The sequence below is a fragment of the Mucilaginibacter gracilis genome (assembly GCF_003633615.1).
GTDB lineage: Bacteria > Bacteroidota > Bacteroidia > Sphingobacteriales > Sphingobacteriaceae > Mucilaginibacter > Mucilaginibacter gracilis.
Window position 1 is genome coordinate 255,768 of the sequence record NZ_RBKU01000001.1, and the last position, 19,709, is coordinate 275,476.

At 44.2% G+C, this 19,709-nt stretch carries 11 protein-coding genes; all 11 read right to left on the reverse strand.

The features are described 5' to 3' along the window. Positions 1 to 141: 141 nt before the first annotated feature. Positions 142 to 1,437, reverse strand: coding sequence for a sugar MFS transporter (locus tag BDD43_RS01050; protein WP_121195794.1), 1,296 nt, complete (start codon positions 1,435 to 1,437; stop codon positions 142 to 144). A gap of 92 nt (positions 1,438 to 1,529) precedes the next feature. Then, positions 1,530 to 3,449, reverse strand: a complete 1,920-nt coding sequence (gene nagB, locus BDD43_RS01055) for a glucosamine-6-phosphate deaminase (RefSeq protein WP_121195795.1) — start codon at positions 3,447 to 3,449, stop codon at positions 1,530 to 1,532. Positions 3,450 to 3,476: 27 nt separating this feature from the next. After that, entirely contained in the window at positions 3,477 to 5,078 is a 1,602-nt protein-coding gene (locus BDD43_RS01060) for a beta-N-acetylhexosaminidase (protein WP_121195797.1), read from the reverse strand. A gap of 14 nt (positions 5,079 to 5,092) precedes the next feature. Beyond that, on the reverse strand, positions 5,093 to 6,226 hold the full coding sequence (locus BDD43_RS01065; protein ID WP_246001390.1) for a glycoside hydrolase family 88/105 protein: 1,134 nt from the start codon (positions 6,224 to 6,226) through the stop codon (positions 5,093 to 5,095). 3 nt (positions 6,227 to 6,229) lie between these two features. Beyond that, a complete protein-coding gene (locus BDD43_RS30475; RefSeq protein WP_246001392.1) occupies positions 6,230 to 7,090 on the reverse strand; it encodes a hypothetical protein in 861 nt (286 codons plus the stop codon). A gap of 6 nt (positions 7,091 to 7,096) precedes the next feature. Then, positions 7,097 to 9,037, reverse strand: coding sequence for a heparinase II/III family protein (locus BDD43_RS01075; RefSeq protein WP_121195801.1), 1,941 nt, complete (start codon positions 9,035 to 9,037; stop codon positions 7,097 to 7,099). Positions 9,038 to 9,084: 47 nt separating this feature from the next. Beyond that, the gene (locus BDD43_RS01080; protein ID WP_121195803.1) at positions 9,085 to 10,095 is read right to left on the reverse strand and encodes a DUF5017 domain-containing protein; all 1,011 of its coding nucleotides are present in this window, start codon (positions 10,093 to 10,095) and stop codon (positions 9,085 to 9,087) included. A 37-nt stretch (positions 10,096 to 10,132) separates the two neighbouring features. Then, complete coding sequence (locus BDD43_RS01085; RefSeq protein WP_121201835.1) at positions 10,133 to 12,118, reverse strand: RagB/SusD family nutrient uptake outer membrane protein; 1,986 nt, start codon at positions 12,116 to 12,118, stop codon at positions 10,133 to 10,135. A gap of 18 nt (positions 12,119 to 12,136) precedes the next feature. Next, positions 12,137 to 15,331 carry a SusC/RagA family TonB-linked outer membrane protein gene (locus tag BDD43_RS01090; protein WP_246001394.1) on the reverse strand — a complete coding sequence of 1,065 codons (3,195 nt, stop codon included), beginning with the start codon at positions 15,329 to 15,331 and terminating at the stop codon, positions 12,137 to 12,139. A 316-nt stretch (positions 15,332 to 15,647) separates the two neighbouring features. Beyond that, positions 15,648 to 17,186: an alpha-L-fucosidase gene (locus BDD43_RS01095; RefSeq protein WP_211339641.1), complete on the reverse strand. Its 1,539-nt coding sequence runs from the start codon at positions 17,184 to 17,186 to the stop codon at positions 15,648 to 15,650. 26 nt (positions 17,187 to 17,212) lie between these two features. Then, positions 17,213 to 19,648, reverse strand: coding sequence for a glycoside hydrolase family 3 N-terminal domain-containing protein (locus BDD43_RS01100; RefSeq protein WP_246001396.1), 2,436 nt, complete (start codon positions 19,646 to 19,648; stop codon positions 17,213 to 17,215). Between the last annotated feature and the right edge of the window lie 61 nt (positions 19,649 to 19,709).

Below are 19,709 nucleotides of genomic sequence, written 5' to 3' on the forward strand. Positions count from 1 at the left end.
ATTGGCATTTTAATATCTTTTTAAACAATTAGCCATTACGTTTAACGCTAATCACCTTGCAAGGTATAACTGCCTCCTTTATTTGTTTTAAATGCAATAAATTGCTTATTTGCAAACTGATGAAGCATATCATGTTCATGATCACGACGTGTGACTTTGAACCTGATGTCCTTTTACCGAATAATACCAAATAAACAGGTAAGCCGGCACCATCACCCAGTAGCCCTGCTGCGCATTAAATTTATCGGCCAGCGCACCATACACTAAGGGCAGTATAGCACCACCGGCAATACCCATAATGAGTAATGATGAACCTATTTTGGTAAACCTGCCCAAGCCTTTTAAGGCCAAGGGCCATAATGCTGGCCACATCAGCGAGTTGGCCAGGCCCATCAACGCGATGAATAAAACCGATAAATAACCATGAGTAAAAATAGCCGCGATAGCGAATAAAACGCCCAGCAACGCGGAGCCTTTAAGTGCCACATCCTGCTTTAAAAACTTAGGTACGCAAAGTATCCCTGTAATGTAACCCAGGATCATGCATGACAATGTAATTGTTGAAAAGAATTTCGCCGTGGACAAAGCAATGCCTTGCGATACCCCGTAATTAATAATGGTATCGCCCGCTATAACTTCAACTCCAACATATAAAAACATCGTTAGTACACCTAGCAACAAATGCGGAAATTGCAGGATACTGGTTTTATTAATGTTTGCCAGTGCTAATTTTTCGTCTTCATGCTCGGTGTTGATCTCGGGCAGGCTAGAAAAATAAATGAGCACGGTTAGCAGCCCCAATACCACAGCCATACAGATATAGGGTAAAATAACCCGCGATGAAAGTTCATTTAAAGCCACATCCTGCTGACCAGTGGTCATACTTACTAATTTGGCTTTCAATTCATCGGCACCTTTGAGGGTAACCGCGCCTAAAACCACGGGGGCTATGGCACCGGCCACTTTATTGCAGATACCCATGATACTGATGCGTTTGGCCGCGCTTTCGGGCGGGCCCAAAACCGTGATATAAGGGTTGGAGGCGGTTTGCAAAATAGCTAGCCCTGTACCCTGGATAAACAACCCCAATAAAAACAGCGGGTAGATGCGGGTTATAGCCGCCGGTATAAAAACCAAGGCTCCAATAGCCATAATGAACAAACCAAGCGCCATTCCCTTTTTAAAGCCGGTATACTTTAAAATTATACCAGAAGGTATGGCCATTACAAAATAGGAAATGTAAAAAGCAAAGGCTACCAGCAGCGACTCTTTATTGTTTAACCTGCAAGCCATTTTTAAATAGGGTATCAATATCGAGTTCAGCCAGGTTACAAAACCGAAGATGAAAAATAAGGCACCGATGATGAGTATCGGCGGGAGGCCGTTACTTTTTACCCGTTTAGCTGCTATTGCTGATGGTTGATGGTTTTCACGCATATTTTGTTTTTATTGCTGTATAGTTTGATACCGTATGATAATAAATAAGCTCATCCATTGGCAACGGTATGAGCATGCCTGTTTCTTTCTATTTAAAATTCCCACCGTTTAAAAGCTTCAATAGCTTCGTAATTGGCCAAGCCAAGGCCATCGTAAGCTTTGGCGGTTTCACTGGTGCGCTGTTCGGCACGTACCCAAAACTCGCGTGCGTCGTCACCCGGGAATACCGGTATATCTTTTTGCGACTGGTGTTTAAATATCGCTAATCGCTTACGTTCAACCTCTTGCGGTGATAACGGTACGGCCATTTCTATTTCGTGTATCTCAAACTCGTGCCAGGCACCTCTGTACAGCCACAGCCAGCAATCTTTTACCCAGCTTTCGGTAGTTTTTAAACGGGTTAATGCCTGCAGTATAATGTCAAAGCAAACTTTATGTGTGCCATGCGGATCAGCAAAATCGCCTGCGGCAAATACCTGCTGTGGTTTAACTGAATTCAGTAATTCCATTGTTTGGATGATGTCATCCTCGTAGCTTACCGTTTTCTGCGCTTTTAACCTATCGTAAAAAGGCAGGTTCTGAAAATGAATATTACCATCGGGTAAACCTGCGAAACGCGCACCCGCTATTGCCTCTCCTTTACGAATCAAGCCCTTAATGGTTTGAATCGGTTGGGTATCGGCCTGGTTAGGTAGTTTTGCTTCGAAGAACGAACGCATTTGCTTATAAAATAATTCCTGTTCGGAGGTCTCACGGCCCTCGCTTTTCGCCAGATCGATCGAAAACTCAACATAGCGCAACGCATCATCATCCCAAACTGCGGTATTACCCGATGTTTGATAGGCTACATGCACCTCGTGTCCCTGGTCGGCTAAACGGATGAAGGTCCCTCCCATTGATATCACATCGTCATCAGGGTGCGGCGAAAACACAATAGAACGTTTTTTTGCAGGTTCGGCACGTTCGGGGCGCTGGCTGTCATCGGCATTGGGTTTACCACCCGGCCAGCCGGTTATGGTATGCTGTATTCCATTGAATATGTTAATATTAATATCATAAACAGGGCCCTGCTGGGTAGCCAATTGCGCCATGCCATGCGTATTGTAATCTTCTTCGGTTAGTTTCAGGATAGGCTTATTCAAGGTTTGCGCCAGCCAAACCACTGCTTTTTTGATCAAAACTTCGTCCCACCGGCAATCTTTTACAAGCCAGGGGGTATTGAAACGGGTGAGTTCGGAAGCTGAGCCGGTATCTAAAATAAACTCCACGCGATCGGATAACTGCAAATAGGTCGCAGGTACATCCGATGAAATTTCGCCTTCTACCGCTTTTTTTATGATGGCCGCTTTTTTTTCGCTCCAGGCCATCAGGATGATTTCTTTTGCTTTGAAGATGGTACCAATACCCATAGTGACAGCTTTGTTAGGAACGTTTTCCTTACCTCCAAAATCTCGGGAGGCGTCTCTTCTGGTCAGGTCATCGAGCGTGACCAGCCGGGTGCCCGAATTTGGCGCAGACCCGGGTTCGTTAAAGCCGATGTGCCCGGTACGCCCTATACCTAATAACTGCACATCAAGACCACCAAAATGATTTATTTTTTGCTCATATTCATAACAAAAGGCCTGGACGAATTCCTGTTTGAGATTACCGTCGGGTATATGGATATTGCTTTTGTTGATATCCACGTGGTTAAATAAATTCTCATTCATGAAAGTGACATAGCTCTGAACCGCATCAGGTTTCATCGGGAAGTACTCATCCAGGTTAAAAGTAACTACGTTTTTAAAACTTAAGCCTTCTTCGCGATGTAAGCGGATCAGCTCTTTATAAACGTTGATCGGCGTAACGCCGGTAGCCAAACCCAGAACAGCGTTTTCGCTATTCTCTTGTTTTTTTATGATGATGTCCGCAATCCGGCGGGCAACACGTTGGCTTGCTTCAATCTGGTTCGCAAATACCTTTACCGGTAATTTTTCAAAGCGTGTTTCTTCGAGTAAATTTAATCGTGACATATAAGTTTAGTAGCTGACCGTAATTGATCAGTGATTATTAGTTTGTTGTTCTGCCGTTAAGGGTTCGGGGGTTCTGAGCGGATCATAAGGATCGTAATAATAGATCTTATCCTTTTGATAAAGTTTGAATTGCTCTTTTACACGATCTTTGAATTTGGCAAGGTCCTTTTGTTCATCAAAGCCCCAGGCAACTTCGGCCAGCGCGGTAATTCGCGGGAAAAGCATGTATTGTAACTTGGCTTCGGTTAAAATATTCTCCGTCCATAAAGCTGCCTGTACGCCCAATACCTGTTTCTGTTGCGCGGCTGTAATGGGCAGGGTGCTGGTATTAAAGCTGTAAAGCTTATCTAAGGGTATATAAGCGCCTTGCCATCTGCGGCCAAAGCGTTGGGTGGTATCCTGCACAAAATCAAAGTAAAATGGCAGGCGCGGGCATAAAACCACCGGGTATCCTTTATCCAAAGCCTTTTTTAATTGTGCGGGTTTATCATGCCTCCACCAAAAAATAATCGTTTTATCGGCAGGGAGGTCGCAGTCTGCGGCTTCGTCCCAAAGCAATACTTTATTGTTCAGTTTAAAAATGGTATCGGCCATGCGCATGGTAAAATAATGCTCAACGGCTAACAGGTTTGGCAATTTTTTTTCTTGCATTAGCTGTTTAACGTTGGCGTCGGTTTTCCATTTTTCGTTGCCGAAGTTCACTTCGTCGCCACCCAAATGAATCATTTGAGAGGGGAACAAAGCATCGGTTTCCTTCAGTATATTGCTCAGGTAACTGTAGGTTGAATCGTTACCGGGATTAAAGGTAAAGTCGGGGTTTTTAGCCGAACCTCCCCCGCTAAACGCCGGGTAAGCACGGTTTGCCGCGCTGGCATGGCCGGGCATATCAACCTCGGGTATTACATCAATAAAGCGTTCGTTGGCGTAGGCTATAACCTCTTTAATATCTTCTTGGGTATAATATTGTGCCGGGGCAAATTTATCGGTATAATTGCCTATGCCGCCCGTAAGCGTCAATAAAGGATAAGCCTTGATCTGCATTCGCCAGCCAGGCTCGTCGGTAAGGTGCCAGTGTAGTTTGTTCAGCTTGTAAAAAGCCATCCAGTCGAGCAGTTGCTTTACGGTTTGCTTGCCCCAAAAGTGCCGCGACTCATCTAATAACAACCCCCGCCAGGCGTAACGTGGCTGGTCGGTAATAGTCCAGCAACTAATGGTTGGGGTACTCTCCTTTACATCGCCAACCCGTATTAGTTGCATTAACGAACTGATGCCGTAAAATACCCCCTGGTTAGTTGCAGCGGTAATTTTTATACCCGTTGGCTTAACCTCAAGTATGTAGGCTTCGGCTTTGGTTAAATTGAATTTCGCATCAATATTGAGGCTAATAGCCGGGCCCGTAGCTTGCTGCTGCACACTCAAGGTAAGCCCGCTGTATTTAAGCAATTGCTGCTGCAGATAATTAGCCTGTGCCTGCAATTGCTGCACATTGTAAAGTATGGCCACAGCATTGCTTACCTTAAAATTACCCACCACAGCCTGGATATGATTTGGCAGTGGAATAATAGGGCAGTCCTGGCCAAATGCATAACACTCAACAAATACAAACAGAATCAATAAAAGCTTTTTCATAATTATCTCTGCTGCTAATGGTGGTTATTAGTATTATTTAGTTTTAGCATTTCGCTCCCGGCTAACAAAAACGCGCCAACGCCATAAACTTCGGTATCGTCAAAACTCACCTTTTCGGGCGAGGCGCCTATTGGCTGCACATAACCCAGCTTACCATCCGGATGTACCGAACTTGTTAAGGCCACCCAAGCCCTTTTAACCACCGGAGCATATTTTTTGCGCGGCAAAATATTATGGTTTATACCCCAGGTTAAGGCATAGCAAAACAAGCCCGTCCCGCTGGTTTCCTTCACGGGATAGCTTTCAGGGTCTAACAAACTGGCGTGCCATGTTCCGTCCGGCTGTTGCAAACTGGCTATCTTTTGCGCTAACTCTTTATATTGTTTAATCAGCTTGGTTTTGTTGGCATTAGTATTGGGCATAGTTTGCAATACATTAACCAAACCCGCTATTACCCAGCCGTTGCCCCTGCTCCAAAATACCTTTTTTCCATTTTTTTCCTTTTGGGTAAAATATCGGCTATCCCTAAAAAATAAATGTTCGTTGTTGTCGTACAAGTAGTCGCTTGTTTTCCACCAAAGCTTGCAGGCCTGGTTTAAATATTGGGGGTTGCCGGTTACCTTGCTTAAATTGGACAGGCCTGCCGGGCCCATATACAGGGCATCGCACCAAGCCCATTCGCGCAGGTATATTTTGTTTACCCATAATAAGGGTTCGGTATGCGGTGCAGCAACCAACGAATCGGCCATACTTTTAAAGTCGGCAATATATAGTGGGTTTTTATAAATGCCGTACAGTTGTGCATACATTTGCGCAATACAATAATCATCGGCAAAATGCCTGTCGGGGCCAATCTTCCAGTTTAGGCTGTTACCAACATCAATTAGCTTTTTGTAATAGCTATCGTTACGAGCAATTTTGGACCAGGCCATCATCCCGGTGTACATTACACCGTTTGTCCAGTCGGTTTTAGGGTTTTTCCACCCATCGGTTTCCAGCTTTTTCCATTGCCAGTCGGCAACTTTTTTCATTATGGCGTATACACTATCGCCGGGTTTGGCAGCATTGTACCCCGAAGCCTTCGCTCCAAATCCGCCGAACAGCAAAAACACTATCAACAATAAATTGTAACTTCTTTTCATCATCATAAATTAGTGGCTCGCTATAAAATCTTTTACAGCTTTCATCCAGCCGCTATTAACATCAACATATACTTTTTGGCCGTTAGCATAGCGCATACCGCTGCTTGTCCATAATAAACAACCATTTGCGCCCAATTTGTACAGGGTTTGCAAGTGGCTCATCATTTCATCATAAGTGAGCATGCTTTTAACACCCTTGTTATCTACTTCGGGAGTGATATAGGGTAGAATAGGCTTATCCGGATAGTTATACTTTTTGCAGGCGTTAATATTATACAGCGCTGTTTTGTTCCAGTTAACAGTATCGGCATCATAGTTATACAACGACGGACTAAAATAATCAACCGCAGCAGCTACGCCTGCATAGCCTTTGTTTATCTTATCATACCTGTTAATATTCTCCGAATAAGCATACGTATTTTGTGGCACGGTAGCATATAACCCAACCTTCGATTTACTATTTACCTTCTTAAAGTAGTTAATGGTTTCTATCATTCTTGCAGTAGTTTTAACAGTATCCCACCTGTTCCACCCTTCCAGATCTAACGATACCAGGACATCCTTAAAACCGAGGGCTTGTTGCGACAGCGAATCAATACGAGCAATGTTTGGTATGCCGTTCTTTTTATCACCTGTTGGGTAGTCAAGCACCTTTTGCTCATAAATCAAATCCATTGTGTTTACACCGTATTGAAGCAAGTACTGCTGTAATTGCTTGTATGATGCTTTAACATTGCTACCGTTTTGGCTATACCCGGCATAAACTATAAAACCATACACCGTAAACCTATGCTTGGCAGACTTGCTTTTTTGAGCGAAACCGCCGCAACAAGCCAACATTAAAGAAACTAAAACCAAAATTTTTTTCATTTTTAATTATTTTACAGGCCTAAAAGTTACCGTTATTGCCCCTGCTTCTGCTGGTGGCAATACAATACCTATCCGCTTAAAGGCAGGTGCATCTTCCACAATAGTTTCGGCCTTTACGGCGAAGCCGCTTTTGGTGCTGATGGTAGCTATCATTTTTTGTGTTTTGCCATCAAACTCAATCTGGTTTGGGGCTATTTGTTTCCACTGGGCGCGGGTTATCAGTGTAAACTCAAATTTCTGATTGGTTTTAAAGGCAAAATCGTCTTTCACAGTTAAAAAACCCGCATCATCACGGTTATACGTAAAAGTGCGCACGAGCTTGCTCAATGCAGGTACGGGGTATGCCGACGAAATATCCATCACAAACTCGTCCTGCTTATCGGTAAAAGTGGCATTTAACACCTTGGCTTCTGAAGCAGCGCCTTCCTGTTGCTCCACACCTGCCACCAAAGGCACGGGGTGCCCATAGGATGAAAGCAGTTTATAACTATACCTTTCGGGGCCAAAGGTTTTGGCTGTATAAAATGATGGCCCACCGGGGTCGCCCATCAGCATTTCATCACCTACCACCACGCTAAACGAGCCAACATCATTATGGTTATGTATCTCGTTATTATTACCGCCCTTTAAAGCTGCGCCTATATTTGCTTTTGAACCTGCAAGCGGCCGTTCAATCAATACACCCGCCTGTTTAAAGTACGAGCGCAAACCAAAAGCTAATGCCGATGTATTGCTGTTAACCTTACTTTGGGAAGCCGAGTTTGGGAAGGCGCGCATCACATCGTCGGTAAGGGTGGCTGTTCCGCCGGCAAAGGTAAGGCTGTCGTATTTTTGCAATCCCAAGCCTAAATTACGGCTGCAATACCAAAGCAGGGCGGCAGGCGCTTTTACGCCCACATGGCAATCGGCAATGTTGGGGTAAACATTATTTATAATTTCCAGGTTGGGTACATAGCTTGCAATGCGTTTTATCTTAGGGTCGGCAAACAGGTTTATGGTTTTGTTTGTAGCCTGCCAAATGTTTTCGCGCAGCAAAATATATTTACTAAAGCCATAATCATAATACCCTAAACCTTCGGTGCAATAGCCCTCGTTGGTAAACCCGGCAACACTGTTTTTAGCGTACCTTTCGGCGATGGTTACAAATTTGCCCCGCTCTTCCCTATCCGGAATGATAGCTAAAGCCGCCCCGGTAACCCCGGCCAAACAAACGGAGTTCCAGTTACTGGTTACAGTTAGCCAATAACTATTGTTATTCCCCGTAGCAACCGACTGTAGAACGGGCTTAAAAACATGCTTTTCCATTTCGGCTAAAACATCGGCGCGTAGTTGTGGCGTTAGCTTGTCATCTAACAAATAAACAGCCTGTGCTACATTGTGGGCAAACCCGGCAGCGCCAAGATCAACCGTGTAATTACGGCCGTCAATATTCTGTTTCTTTTTATCATGCGCCGGCAACGACCACGATTTTTGATGGATCAGCTCGTTCAGCACCATTTGGATGGTTGGCACAAACCTGCCTTTGTTCTCCAGGCACTCGGCCCAAACCAGCGGAGCCAGCCAGCCTAACCTGTTGCCCATCATTTTCTCACCTTCGGGCCTGGTGCCTTTGGTAAAGTACATCAAATACGCAGCATCGTTCCATGCCGGGAAGGGCTTGTTTAACAGCGCCTCGGCAGTACTTATAACTTTATGGTATTTTACATTGCTATATAACTTACCCCATGCCAAACGGTTGTGGTAAGTATCACCAAAACCTTGTGGCGTTAGCGGCAGCATTGCCGCAACCTCGGCAACCCTTTGCATATCCAACGGTACAAGCGGTGCCACGGGTTTAGTTACGTCTGCGCTATCAATTACCGTTGCCAAAGTGTTGGCAACGGTAATTTTTGGCTGCATTGTGGCAACCAATGCTGTTAAACCTATAATAATGTTTTTTTTGTTCATCTATATGTTAAAATATCCTGCTCTAATTGGCTTTTGATATGCTTTAATTAGGGAGTAACCGTTACAGGTATTGTTTTAACAACGCTGCTGATACCGCTGTTAGTAACGTTTGATGCTACAAATACAGCATTATACGTACCTGCTGTAGTGTAATTGTAGGAGTAACCAGTTAACGTTGCCGAAATTGCCTTGATAGCAACACCTGCATCCGGTGTAACACGTGTTAAATCAACCGGGCCCATTACTGCCCATGCCTCTGCCGGGGCTGTGGCAAGGGGTACGGTAGTTGCCCCGGTTATTACTAACGATGTTTTGTCGGTAAAAACCCAGGCGTATTTGTTGGCGTTTTTTGCCACATCGTATGATACAGCCCAACCCGGTGCGTAAGTTACATTACCATAATTGGTGTACGATGTTGTAGGCGCATTTAAATTGGCCACAACGTAGCTGCTGCCGTCGGCCAGTACATTGTTAACCGATAATGCACTAACCGTCCATTTATTTTGGATGGTTCCGGCTGTGGCGGTGTATTTAAAGGCAATGTAAACGGGCTTGGCTTGTGTTAAAAAATCCGACAGATCAATAACTCCCGAGGCCACGGCTGTAGTGGCTCCGGTAGAAAGTGTTGCGCGGCCGGTAATATCCGTCCAGGTGGCGGCTGCTATGTTGGCATTGGTAGTAACCGTGTCGCGGGTTAGTACACCATAAACCATATTGGCCACTACGCCCTTAAAATCTGTTGATACCAGTACCGCTAACGAATTAGCCTGCGCACCCGTTGCCCTGATGGTGCTAAACTGTAAATTAGGTGTACCTGCAACGCTGGTACGGTTCCGGTAATCATAGTTTTTCCCGGCCTCGCCCGAGAAAAATGTGATCTCATCCGGGTTACCTGTAAAACGAAATTGAACGGTATCTTTATTGGTAAAGGTTGTTGTTGCGGTGCCGTTGTTTTTAAAACTGGCGGCATCAAACGTTACGGGCTTTACTGCTATTTGTTTACTACAGGCCACGCAGGCCAGTAATAGTGCTGTTATAATAAAATATCTATTGCGCATAATATTTTGATTAAGTATCTTTTTAATTTGTGCTTAATTACCAACCCGGGTTTTGCGTAGCTAAATTGTTAACCGTTATCTCCGAAGCTGGTATCGGGAATAATAGGTTGCGGCTGGTAATATTTGAACCAGCCAGCGCGCCATACGAATACGTGGTACCCGCATTGGCTTTCATATCGGCAGCCAAATTATTCATGGTTGATACCCAAATTCCCCACCTTATTAAATCGGGTTTCCGTAACGATTCGTAGCAAAGCTCTCTCGACCGCTCATCCTGCAGAGCTGTTAAAAATGAACCCTGGTTTAACCCGATTAAATCAACCGCCGATGTTGCAATGGTTGCCGTAGCAGTTGCCTTTGCGCCCGCATAGGTAAACACAGCACCCGTAGTAGCTGCTACCGATGCTCCCGAAGTTTGCGTTGGCCCCGTAGCAGTTGATGTGCCCGCTGTGGTAACAGTATAAAGGTTGTTGCCATTGTAAACCTGCGTACCTGTAACGTATGCCGTATTGGCCGCCCACGCGGTGCCTATACTTACGGTTGGTACCGATGTGTAGCCGCTGCCAGGCGTAAGCACGGTTATACCGGTTATTTTACCTGTTGATGCTACGCTGGCCATACCTGTGGCCCCTGTGCCGCCGCCGCCGGTAAACGTTACCGGGATGTTTGGCACAGTGGTTAAATAGCCCGTGTTGCCCGCTGTAGCCAGTGTTAAAGTGTTAACCACACTTACCGAAACTGTAGGAGTAGCCGGGTTTAACCCAAAACCGCGCCTGCGCACCTGGTTTATAGCATCGTAAGCTATGCTGGTTGGGCCGTTAATATGATTTTCAGCTTCGGCCAGCATCAGCAATACATCGGCATAACGCAAAATTGGGAAGTTAATAGGCGTAGTGTTTTTACTCCTCACAAGTGTTAACTCGTACTCCCGGCGAAATTTCCCGACATTACGGTTATAAATGGATGAAGAAGCAAAAAAACTGTATGATACCGGTGTGGTGGCGGCATTGTAGCTGTACGGTGCGATAGCCCAATCACGGCGTATATCGCCAGCCGGGTACAGGTTGAATAATTTGGCCGTTGTATTGATGAAAGCATAACTATATCCCGGATAGTTGTTATTTGCAGAATAAGCTATACCATTTGTATTACCCAACCTGTTAGTATTACCCAAACCATCGGCATCGGTTCCTTTATTTTCAACCTCCCACATGCTTTCTTTAATATCGTAAACATCCTGGTGCAGGTTTACAAACATTTGTTTGTAGCTTGGATTAAGGCTGTGTATGCCCGAGGCCTGCACCTTTTTTGCCCATAACAAAGCATCGGCGTATTTAGATTCATCATTTAAAGGCATTCCAGCCATAGTTAAACACACCCTGGCCAATATACCCTCTACCGCCGTAGTTGAAACGTGCCCACCGTAACCTATAGCAGTAATGGAACTTACCTTGCCTTCGGCAGCGGTCATGTCGGCCAATATTTGGGCGTAAACCTGTTTGGCGGGGCTACGTATCACATTTACATCGTAAACCGATGGTGTAGGAACCGTTCTTAATGGAACATCACCAAAGTTACTCACCAGTAAAAAATAGTAATATCCGCGCAAAAACAACGCCTCACCTAAAATAACCTGCCGTTTGGTTTCGTCCATTTTGGCTATATTAATATTTTGGATCAAAATATTGGCACGTTCAATACCAACATACAGCTGTGTCCAAAAGTTGTTGACATCGCTGTTGCCATAGTCAAAATTATAAACCATAATGCCCGTAGTTTGGGCCGAACGGGCATAAAAACCCTCATCGGTACTGGCACCAAGTTCGTCGAACATGTTGTCGCCATATATACCCGACGACGAAAGTGGCTGATAAACCCCAGCCAGCGCCTCATTCAGTTTGGCCTCGGTGTTGTAATATTCTGTTTGCACCAGCGAATCTGTTGGTACTGTATTTAAAAACTTTTTACACGAAACTGCGCTAATGCCAAGCACAATTACCACTATGTATAATATCCTTTTCATATTGCTCATTGCTAAATTTTACAAAGTAAGGTTAACACCAAATGCTATGGTACGGGCCCGCGGATAAGCGCTATAATCAAACCCTCCCGTTAACACCGAATTATAAGTACTCACTTCCGGGTCAAGGCCTGTATAATTTGTCCAGGTCAATAAATTCTGGCCCGAAGCATATACCCTTAACGATGATACATTAATGCGTTTTAACCATTTTTTGGGAATATTGTAACCCAACGATGCAGTTTTTAAACGCAGGTACGATCCGTCCTGAACGGTATTTGAAGAGTATCCTCCTCCAAAATACCCACCCGCACGGTTAATGGTAGAATTTTGGTTTGTTGGCGACCACCTGTCGGCATAACTTGCAAAGGCCTCCAGGTATGTACCACCTTTGGCATTAAAAAGAATGTTATTGGCATCCTGAATATTGTTACCGTATGACCATTGGAAGAAAATATTAAGATCGAAATTTTTATAAGTAAAATTATTATTGAAACCCCCGGTGTGGATAGGCAACGAACGACCGATAATGGTATAGTCAGATGCGTTAACCACGCCGTCGCCATTAATATCCTTGTATTTAATATCGCCCGGCTGAATGGTTGTACGGGTATTGCCATTGGTAGGCACATTATCCTTTAAAACGTAGGTACCTGTTGATGTTTTATTAAAATCGCTGTATTGGTAAACGCCATCGGCAAGGTAGCCGTACATTAAACCCAACGGTTGCCCTACTTTAGCAATATAGCCTGGTATGGCCGACCAGCCATTATCCCATGCCAAAGCCGTAGTCATCGATTCCTGGTTATTGGCCAATGCAAGTACCTTGTTTTGGTTAAAAGATATGTTGATACTGCTTGTCCATTTAAATTGTTTCGAGTCAATATTAACCGTATTCAGGGTTAACTCCAGCCCCTGGTTTTGTACGCTTCCAACATTCTCAAATGCCGATGTATAACCGGTTGATGTTGGTAAGGTTGCGTTAAGCAACAAATTTTTAGTTGTTTTACGATACACATCGGCGGTTAAGCTGATGCGGTTATTTAAAAAACCTGCGTCGATACCAACATTATACTGGTCGGTAGTTTCCCATTTTAAATCGGGGTTACCTATGGTTAATGGTATGATGCTGGATATATAAGTATTGTTAAACGAATAGCTTTTTGCCGGCGTTACACCCGATGTTGACAGGTATGGAAAATCGCTTACCCGGTTATTCCCGGTTTTGCCATAGCCCAGTCTTAATTTGCCTTCAGATAACCATTGCGCATCCTTTAAAAAGCTTTCCTGCTTAAAGCGCCATGCTAAAGCTCCCGATGGGAAATAACTCCAATGGTTTTTCTCACTGAACTTAGATGAGCCATCGGCCCTGTACGACAAGGTGAGGTAATATTTAGAGTTGTAATTATAATTTATACGACCTAAAAAGGAAGCTCCGTTAGATAACGAACTGGTTTGTTTTGTTAACGCCGGGTTTATGGTACCTTCGTCAAGGCCGTTTATGCCTAACGATTCGTTTGGCAAAAAGTTAGCGCCAAAACCCGAAGTGCTGGATGTGATACCCAGTTCGGAAAAACCGCCCACAACATTAATATTATGAACCTTATTGAAGATATGCGAATAGGTTAACGTGTTTTCGTTAGCCCAGTTATTGGTTTTAGAGGTTAATACCGAACCATTTACACCACTGGTTTGGCCTGCATTGGTTAGTGGGCTACCATAGTACGTGTTGCTGTTGTTAAAGTTTTCGTTATTTACTGTACTGTTATTCAACACACCGGTAACCTTTAAGGTCAGATCGGGTGTAATAGCGTATAATAAGTAAGTGTTTACATTTAAACTGTTGGTTTTAACGTTACGAACCAGATTTTCCTGATTCAATACCGGGTTAAATTTATAATCGTTAGCGGTAGCGGTGGTTGCATCAATGGCCTGGTCGCTGCTAAAGGCCGATAGCGGGTTGTAGCCCCATACACTATAAAGTATATTGGTTGTGCCGCTGTTTGTTGAGGCACTTACCGAGTTACCGGCTTGCGATAAATAGGCATAGTTTGCGTTGACGCCAACTTTCACCTTGTTGGTTAAGTTTTGATCCAAGGTTATACGGCCCTGGTAGCGCTTATAGCTAGTGGCTAATATTGTTCCGTCCAGGTTATCAACCGAGCCCGAAACCGAGTACAATGTTTCCTTAGTACCGCCACGAACCGCCAACGAGTAATTGCGCAGACTCCCGGTTTTAAAAAATGGCGATTGCCAGTCTGTTGCAGGGTAATCCTTATAATCGTCGAGCGTTTTTCCCGGTGCGGTTAGGTAAGTGTAGGTTGGTGTTGGTGCTGCCGCGCTCCCTAAACCGGGGGTAAGCTCTATCTGGTATTTCAAAAACTCGTAGGCATCCATCAGTTTCATGGTTTTAGTGTTTTTACTAAAACTCTGTGTGGTGGTAAAAGTAGTTTGCGGACTGCCTGCTTTGCCTTTTTTGGTGGTTATTATGATTATACCGTTTGCGCCCCTTGCACCGTAAATAGCTGTTGACGATGCATCCTTGAGCACATCTATCGATTCAATATCCTGGGGGTTAAACGTGTTAAGGTTAAATCCCTCTATCGGGAAACCATCAACAACATATAGAGGCGAGTTATCCTGGGTAATTGAATTAGCACCGCGGATAACAATATTCACCGCCGAGCCCGGCTGCCCATCCGAAGAGTTAACCTGTACACCCGCAACGCGGCCGGCAAGCGCCTGGTCTATCGACATAACCGGAGCCTTAGTAAGGTCGGGCATGTTAACCTGGGCAACCGAACCGGTAAGGTCTTTTTTCTTTGATGTACCGTAACCAATTACAACAACTTCGTTTAAACCCGATGATTCTTCGGCAAGGGCAACATTAATAATGCTTTTGCCATTTACGGCCTGCTGTTGTGTAACAAAACCCAGATAGCTAAATGCCAGTATTGCCGAATTATCTGCAACGGTAATTTGATACTTCCCGTTGGCATCGGTACTGGTAGCCGTTTGGGCGCTCTTTACCCTTACGGTTACGCCTATTAATGGCTGCCTTTGCGCATCGGTAACAACACCGCTAATTTTAATGCCTTTTGTTTGACTAAATAAGCTATCTGCCGACAGCATAAATATCAATAAGATAAAGAGTGTTTTAAAATGCAGAAACACCTTAAAATGTTTCCAGTTAGAGTTTAGGTTTTGGGGCTCCATTTATTTGGTTTTTAGTTAGGTGATTTTTTTTATTTATTATAACAATCCTGTAATGTGCCGCCTGGGTGGTAAGCGGATCGGAAATGTTTCGATTTTTTTACTAAAGGAAAAAAATCGTATCTCAACATCATCAATGTACTCTTTGGGTAAAATTTCTTCATGCTTTTAAAAGTTAATTTTGGTATAAAGCGAATGTGAAATTATTTTACTCAAAACAGGGGTGATTTATTGGTGTAAATGGGGTTGAAATTTCGTCGAGTGTTTATTTTTAGAGTTTTCGGAGCATTTTATGCCATTTGCACCTGTTGTTAACAACCTATAACTCAATGGCAACAACACCAACAGATTGACTGCGTAATTTGCCCGGAACAGTCACTGATATTAATCCGTTTTGTACCTTATAATTTAGCTTTGTATCGCCCAAAAGCATCTTTACATTTTTGGGGTTAGCCGTTGTTTTAAAAGTTATGGTTTCGTCCTTAGCATCTGCCCCTTTTGCGTTAGGCGATAGGAAAATGTAACGGTATTTATCCTTAGCAGTTGCCGGCACCGACGAATATTCTGCGGCGTTTATGGCAGCCGTACCCCTAACCGCTTCACCGTTCACTTTCATCCAGGCCGCTATTTCGGCAAAGCGTTGGTATTGCTGGCTGTTAAACACCCCGGTTTTATCGGGACCAAAGTTTAACAGCAAATTGGTATTCAGCGCGCGGCAGTTAACCAGCTTATCTAACATGTAAGCGGTGGTTTTTAATGGGGATTTGGTATATCCCCAGCCATTTGCACTCGTCATGCAAAGTTCGGCCCAGCCGTCTTGCTTGGTTGTGGGTACGCTTTTATCACCCTCAAATGTTTTATAGTCGCCATAGCCAAAAAAACGTGGGCTTACCACTATGCCGGGTTGCAATTGGTGTATTTGCTCCATTGTGATACAATTTTTCCAGGCCGGGTTTCCTTTCGGGATGTCCGGCGAACCGTCGAACCATATCATATCTACCTTGCCATAGTTGGTAAGTAGCTCTTGCACCTGGCCCTTTATATAGGCTGCTACCGCTTCGTAATGTACTTGTTTTTCTTCTGCGGTTCTGGTAGTAGTGCGGGGCTTGAGGTTGGCATCCAGTTCGGGTATGTTAGGGTAATTTTTACCTACGCCATAATACATAAAGCTTTGATAATCCTTATTAAAATACCAGTCCGGTCCCGAGTAATATAGGCCCACCTTTATGCCGTATTTATGGCAGGCAGCCACAAACTCTTTTACCAGGTCGCGCCCTCCCATGTAGTTTTTGGTGTTGAAGTTTCCGTAACGGCTCGGCCACATGGCAAAACCATCGTGGTGGCGGGTAGTTAATACGGCGTAAACCATTCCGGCTTCCTTTGCGGCCTTTATCCATTTATCAGCATCGTAACTTTGCGGGTTAAAATCCTTTGCCTGTTCCCAGTATTGGTTTGGTGTTAAGCACGAATTGTCTACTTCGCAGTGATGCCCTGCAAAATAATCTCCATCCTTTATAAATTTGGCTACCATTGCCGAATCGGGCATGGGCCGTGTCCAGCCTATTTGTGTACCGGCCATCATCGGCCATGATAGGTCAACTTCTTTTATAGAAGCTATACTCCAATGTATAAATAACCCAAAATCTGCCTGCGGAAACCATTGTGCACCCGCATTAGTGGTATGTGTATACCCCGATTTTTTATCCTCGGTTATACCAATCTGGTCATGCTCCATTTTTATGCGGTTGGCTTCCTCTTTATTTGCCTTGGCTTGTTGCGCCATTGCGCCTTGTACAGTTGCCAAACTCAATACAAATATTAACGCAGTTTTGTTAAACAGCTTTTTAGAAATTTCCATAGCTATTTTTTGTATAACTTTAATAATTACCTCAATGCACTCCCTATAACAGCACCGCTCTTTACCATCTCAAATTTGCCGTTCAACTTAATATCGTCCGACGATGAACCTACCATTATTTTAAAATCTCCAGGTTCAACAACATGCTGCATTTGCCTATTATATAGCTTCAGGTCATCGGGCACTATAGTGAACGATACCTGTTTGGTTTCGCCGGGCTTTAAGTTTACCCTGTCAAAACCACGCAGGTTTTTCTCGTATGTTGTAACACTGCTCAAAACATCGCGGGTATATAATTGAACTACTTCATCTCCGGCTATTTTGCCGGTATTGGTAACATTAAAAGTTACGGTAATATTATGATCGATATCCTGTACGGCAGGGCTTATTTTTAAATTACTGTATGCAAAGGTGGTATAGCTCAAGCCGAAGCCAAACGGGTATAACAAACCCTTTATTTTTGCCAGTTCGCCCTCGTCAGTTTCCGAATTAGGTTTGGTTGGGAAATTAAAAGGTAACTGCCCAACCGATTTTGGGAAGGTTAAGGTAAGCTTACCACCCGGATTATAATCACCAAACAACACATCGGCCAATGCGGTTCCGCCCTGTGTGCCCGGGTAGCCTGCGTAAACGATGCCGTCAATATTTTGATCAATCCAGTTAATGGTCATGGGCTGGGAGCCTATTAAAACAACAACAACGGGTTTGCCCTTTGCTTTTATAGCCTTAACCAACCGCAATTGGTAACCCGGAAGATCCAGATTGGTGCGGCTTTTATTTTCGCCTGCAGTTTGTGTGTTGCCGCCGAGCACAACAATGGCAACATCCGCCCGTGAAGCCACGGTTGCAGCACTATCAATCATGGCCTGTTCCCTTTCATCCGGGTCTTGCGGCATAATTTCGCTTTCGGGCCAGGTTTTGTCAACCAAATTACAGCCAAGCGCATACATTACATGGTTTGCGCCGAGCTTATTTTGAATGCCCTGCAATACGTTGATACTTTTTGAAGCCAATGGACCATAATGCGTATGAGCGTAATCGTCGTTAACTGCATTGGGGCCTATTACAGCAACTATTGACTGTTTGGAGAAAGGTAAAATATTAGCTTTGTTTTTTAACAGAACGATGCTTTCTTTTGAAGCCTGCAACGCTACAACCTGATGTGCTGCCGAATTAACAAACTTAGCGCTTGCGCTGGCATCCTTCACGTACGGATGGTCAAACAAACCAAGTTTAAATTTAACGCGCAATACATCGCGTACCCGGCTGTTAACAGTATCAATGGGTAATTTGCCTTCTTTAACCAGTTGGCGGGCATAAATGATGATGCTATCGGGTTTTCTAAATGTGGTACGCACATTCATGCCAGCCATAAAGGCTTGTAAAACCGCATCTTTTAAATCAGAAGCAACGTGGTGCTTGTTATACAGGTATTCAAGCGCGTCGCTGTCGCTCACTACATAGCCCTTAAATCCAAACTCTACCCGCAAACGTTGTATAAGCCAGTATTCGCTTCCCGAAATAGGAATACCGTCGTAATCATTATACGAACTCATAACCCCCATTAAATCAGCCTCCTGTATAACCTTTTTAAAAGGATACAATAGTATATTTTCCACTTCGCGCGGTGCTACTTGCGGGTCGGTACGGGCAAGTCCTTCGCGCGCACCTTTGTTGGCGCTGTATACAGCAAAGTGTTTGGCGGTAGCGGCTATCTGGTTATTTTGCTGCATACCCTTAGCCATCTCAACACCTAAGCGGGCCACCAAATAAGGATCTTCACCATAAACTTCTTCAAGCCTTCCCCAACGCTGGTCGCGGGCTACATCTAAAATGGGTGCGTAAACGTTGGTGTAGCCAAGCGCCCTTGCTTCGGAGCCGGTTATTTTTCCCATTTCGTTAACCAGGGGTTTATCCCAGGTCATCCCCATATTTAATTGGGTTGGGAAAGCCGTTGATTCATAAGCCTCAACGCCCCGTATACCCTCGTTAGTAAAATCCGCCGGAATGCCAAGCCTGGTTTGCTCAATAAAGAAGCGCTGGGTTTGGTTCATGGCCCAAACGTGCTTTTTAATATCTGTTACCAATGGCGAATCTGATGTTTTGCCCCAGCCAATAAACCCGTTTAAATGCTCGTCAATATTGGCAATGCCATCTTTCCAGATCTCATTTTTCCATTCAGCCGTCGGCAACGAATCCGCTAATATCCTTTTATAGCCATATAAGGTAGCAAGCTGGCAGGTTTTCTCCTCCAGTGTCATCTGCTTCAACAGGTCATCAATACGGGCGTTAATAGGTTGGGTGCTATCTTCATATATATCTTTTTTGCCATTTTTATTTAAATCAATCCACCCGTCTTTATATATCGGAGGGTCGGTCTTTAAACCCATACAGGTTAGCATAAAAAGCAAAGCACACATGCTTAAAGTAGCACGTTTAAAGCGGATAGTCGATCTCATCATTATACAGTATTTGGATATAGAGGTAATACTGTATAATGTATTTCAGTACACTAAAGCAGCA

Excerpts from the sequence above, each read along its gene's own strand:
- BDD43_RS01050 (WP_121195794.1), bottom strand. The coding sequence starts at position 1,437 with ATGCGTGAAAACCATCAACCATCAGCAATAGCAGCTAAACGGGTAAAA.
- nagB (WP_121195795.1), bottom strand. The coding sequence starts at position 3,449 with ATGTCACGATTAAATTTACTCGAAGAAACACGCTTTGAAAAATTACCG.
- BDD43_RS01060 (WP_121195797.1), bottom strand. The coding sequence starts at position 5,078 with ATGAAAAAGCTTTTATTGATTCTGTTTGTATTTGTTGAGTGTTATGCA.
- BDD43_RS01065 (WP_246001390.1), bottom strand. The coding sequence starts at position 6,226 with ATGATGATGAAAAGAAGTTACAATTTATTGTTGATAGTGTTTTTGCTG.
- BDD43_RS30475 (WP_246001392.1), bottom strand. The coding sequence starts at position 7,090 with ATGAAAAAAATTTTGGTTTTAGTTTCTTTAATGTTGGCTTGTTGCGGC.
- BDD43_RS01075 (WP_121195801.1), bottom strand. The coding sequence starts at position 9,037 with ATGAACAAAAAAAACATTATTATAGGTTTAACAGCATTGGTTGCCACA.
- BDD43_RS01080 (WP_121195803.1), bottom strand. The coding sequence starts at position 10,095 with ATGCGCAATAGATATTTTATTATAACAGCACTATTACTGGCCTGCGTG.
- BDD43_RS01085 (WP_121201835.1), bottom strand. The coding sequence starts at position 12,118 with ATGAAAAGGATATTATACATAGTGGTAATTGTGCTTGGCATTAGCGCA.
- BDD43_RS01090 (WP_246001394.1), bottom strand. The coding sequence starts at position 15,331 with ATGGAGCCCCAAAACCTAAACTCTAACTGGAAACATTTTAAGGTGTTT.
- BDD43_RS01095 (WP_211339641.1), bottom strand. The coding sequence starts at position 17,186 with ATGGAAATTTCTAAAAAGCTGTTTAACAAAACTGCGTTAATATTTGTA.
- BDD43_RS01100 (WP_246001396.1), bottom strand. The coding sequence starts at position 19,648 with ATGATGAGATCGACTATCCGCTTTAAACGTGCTACTTTAAGCATGTGT.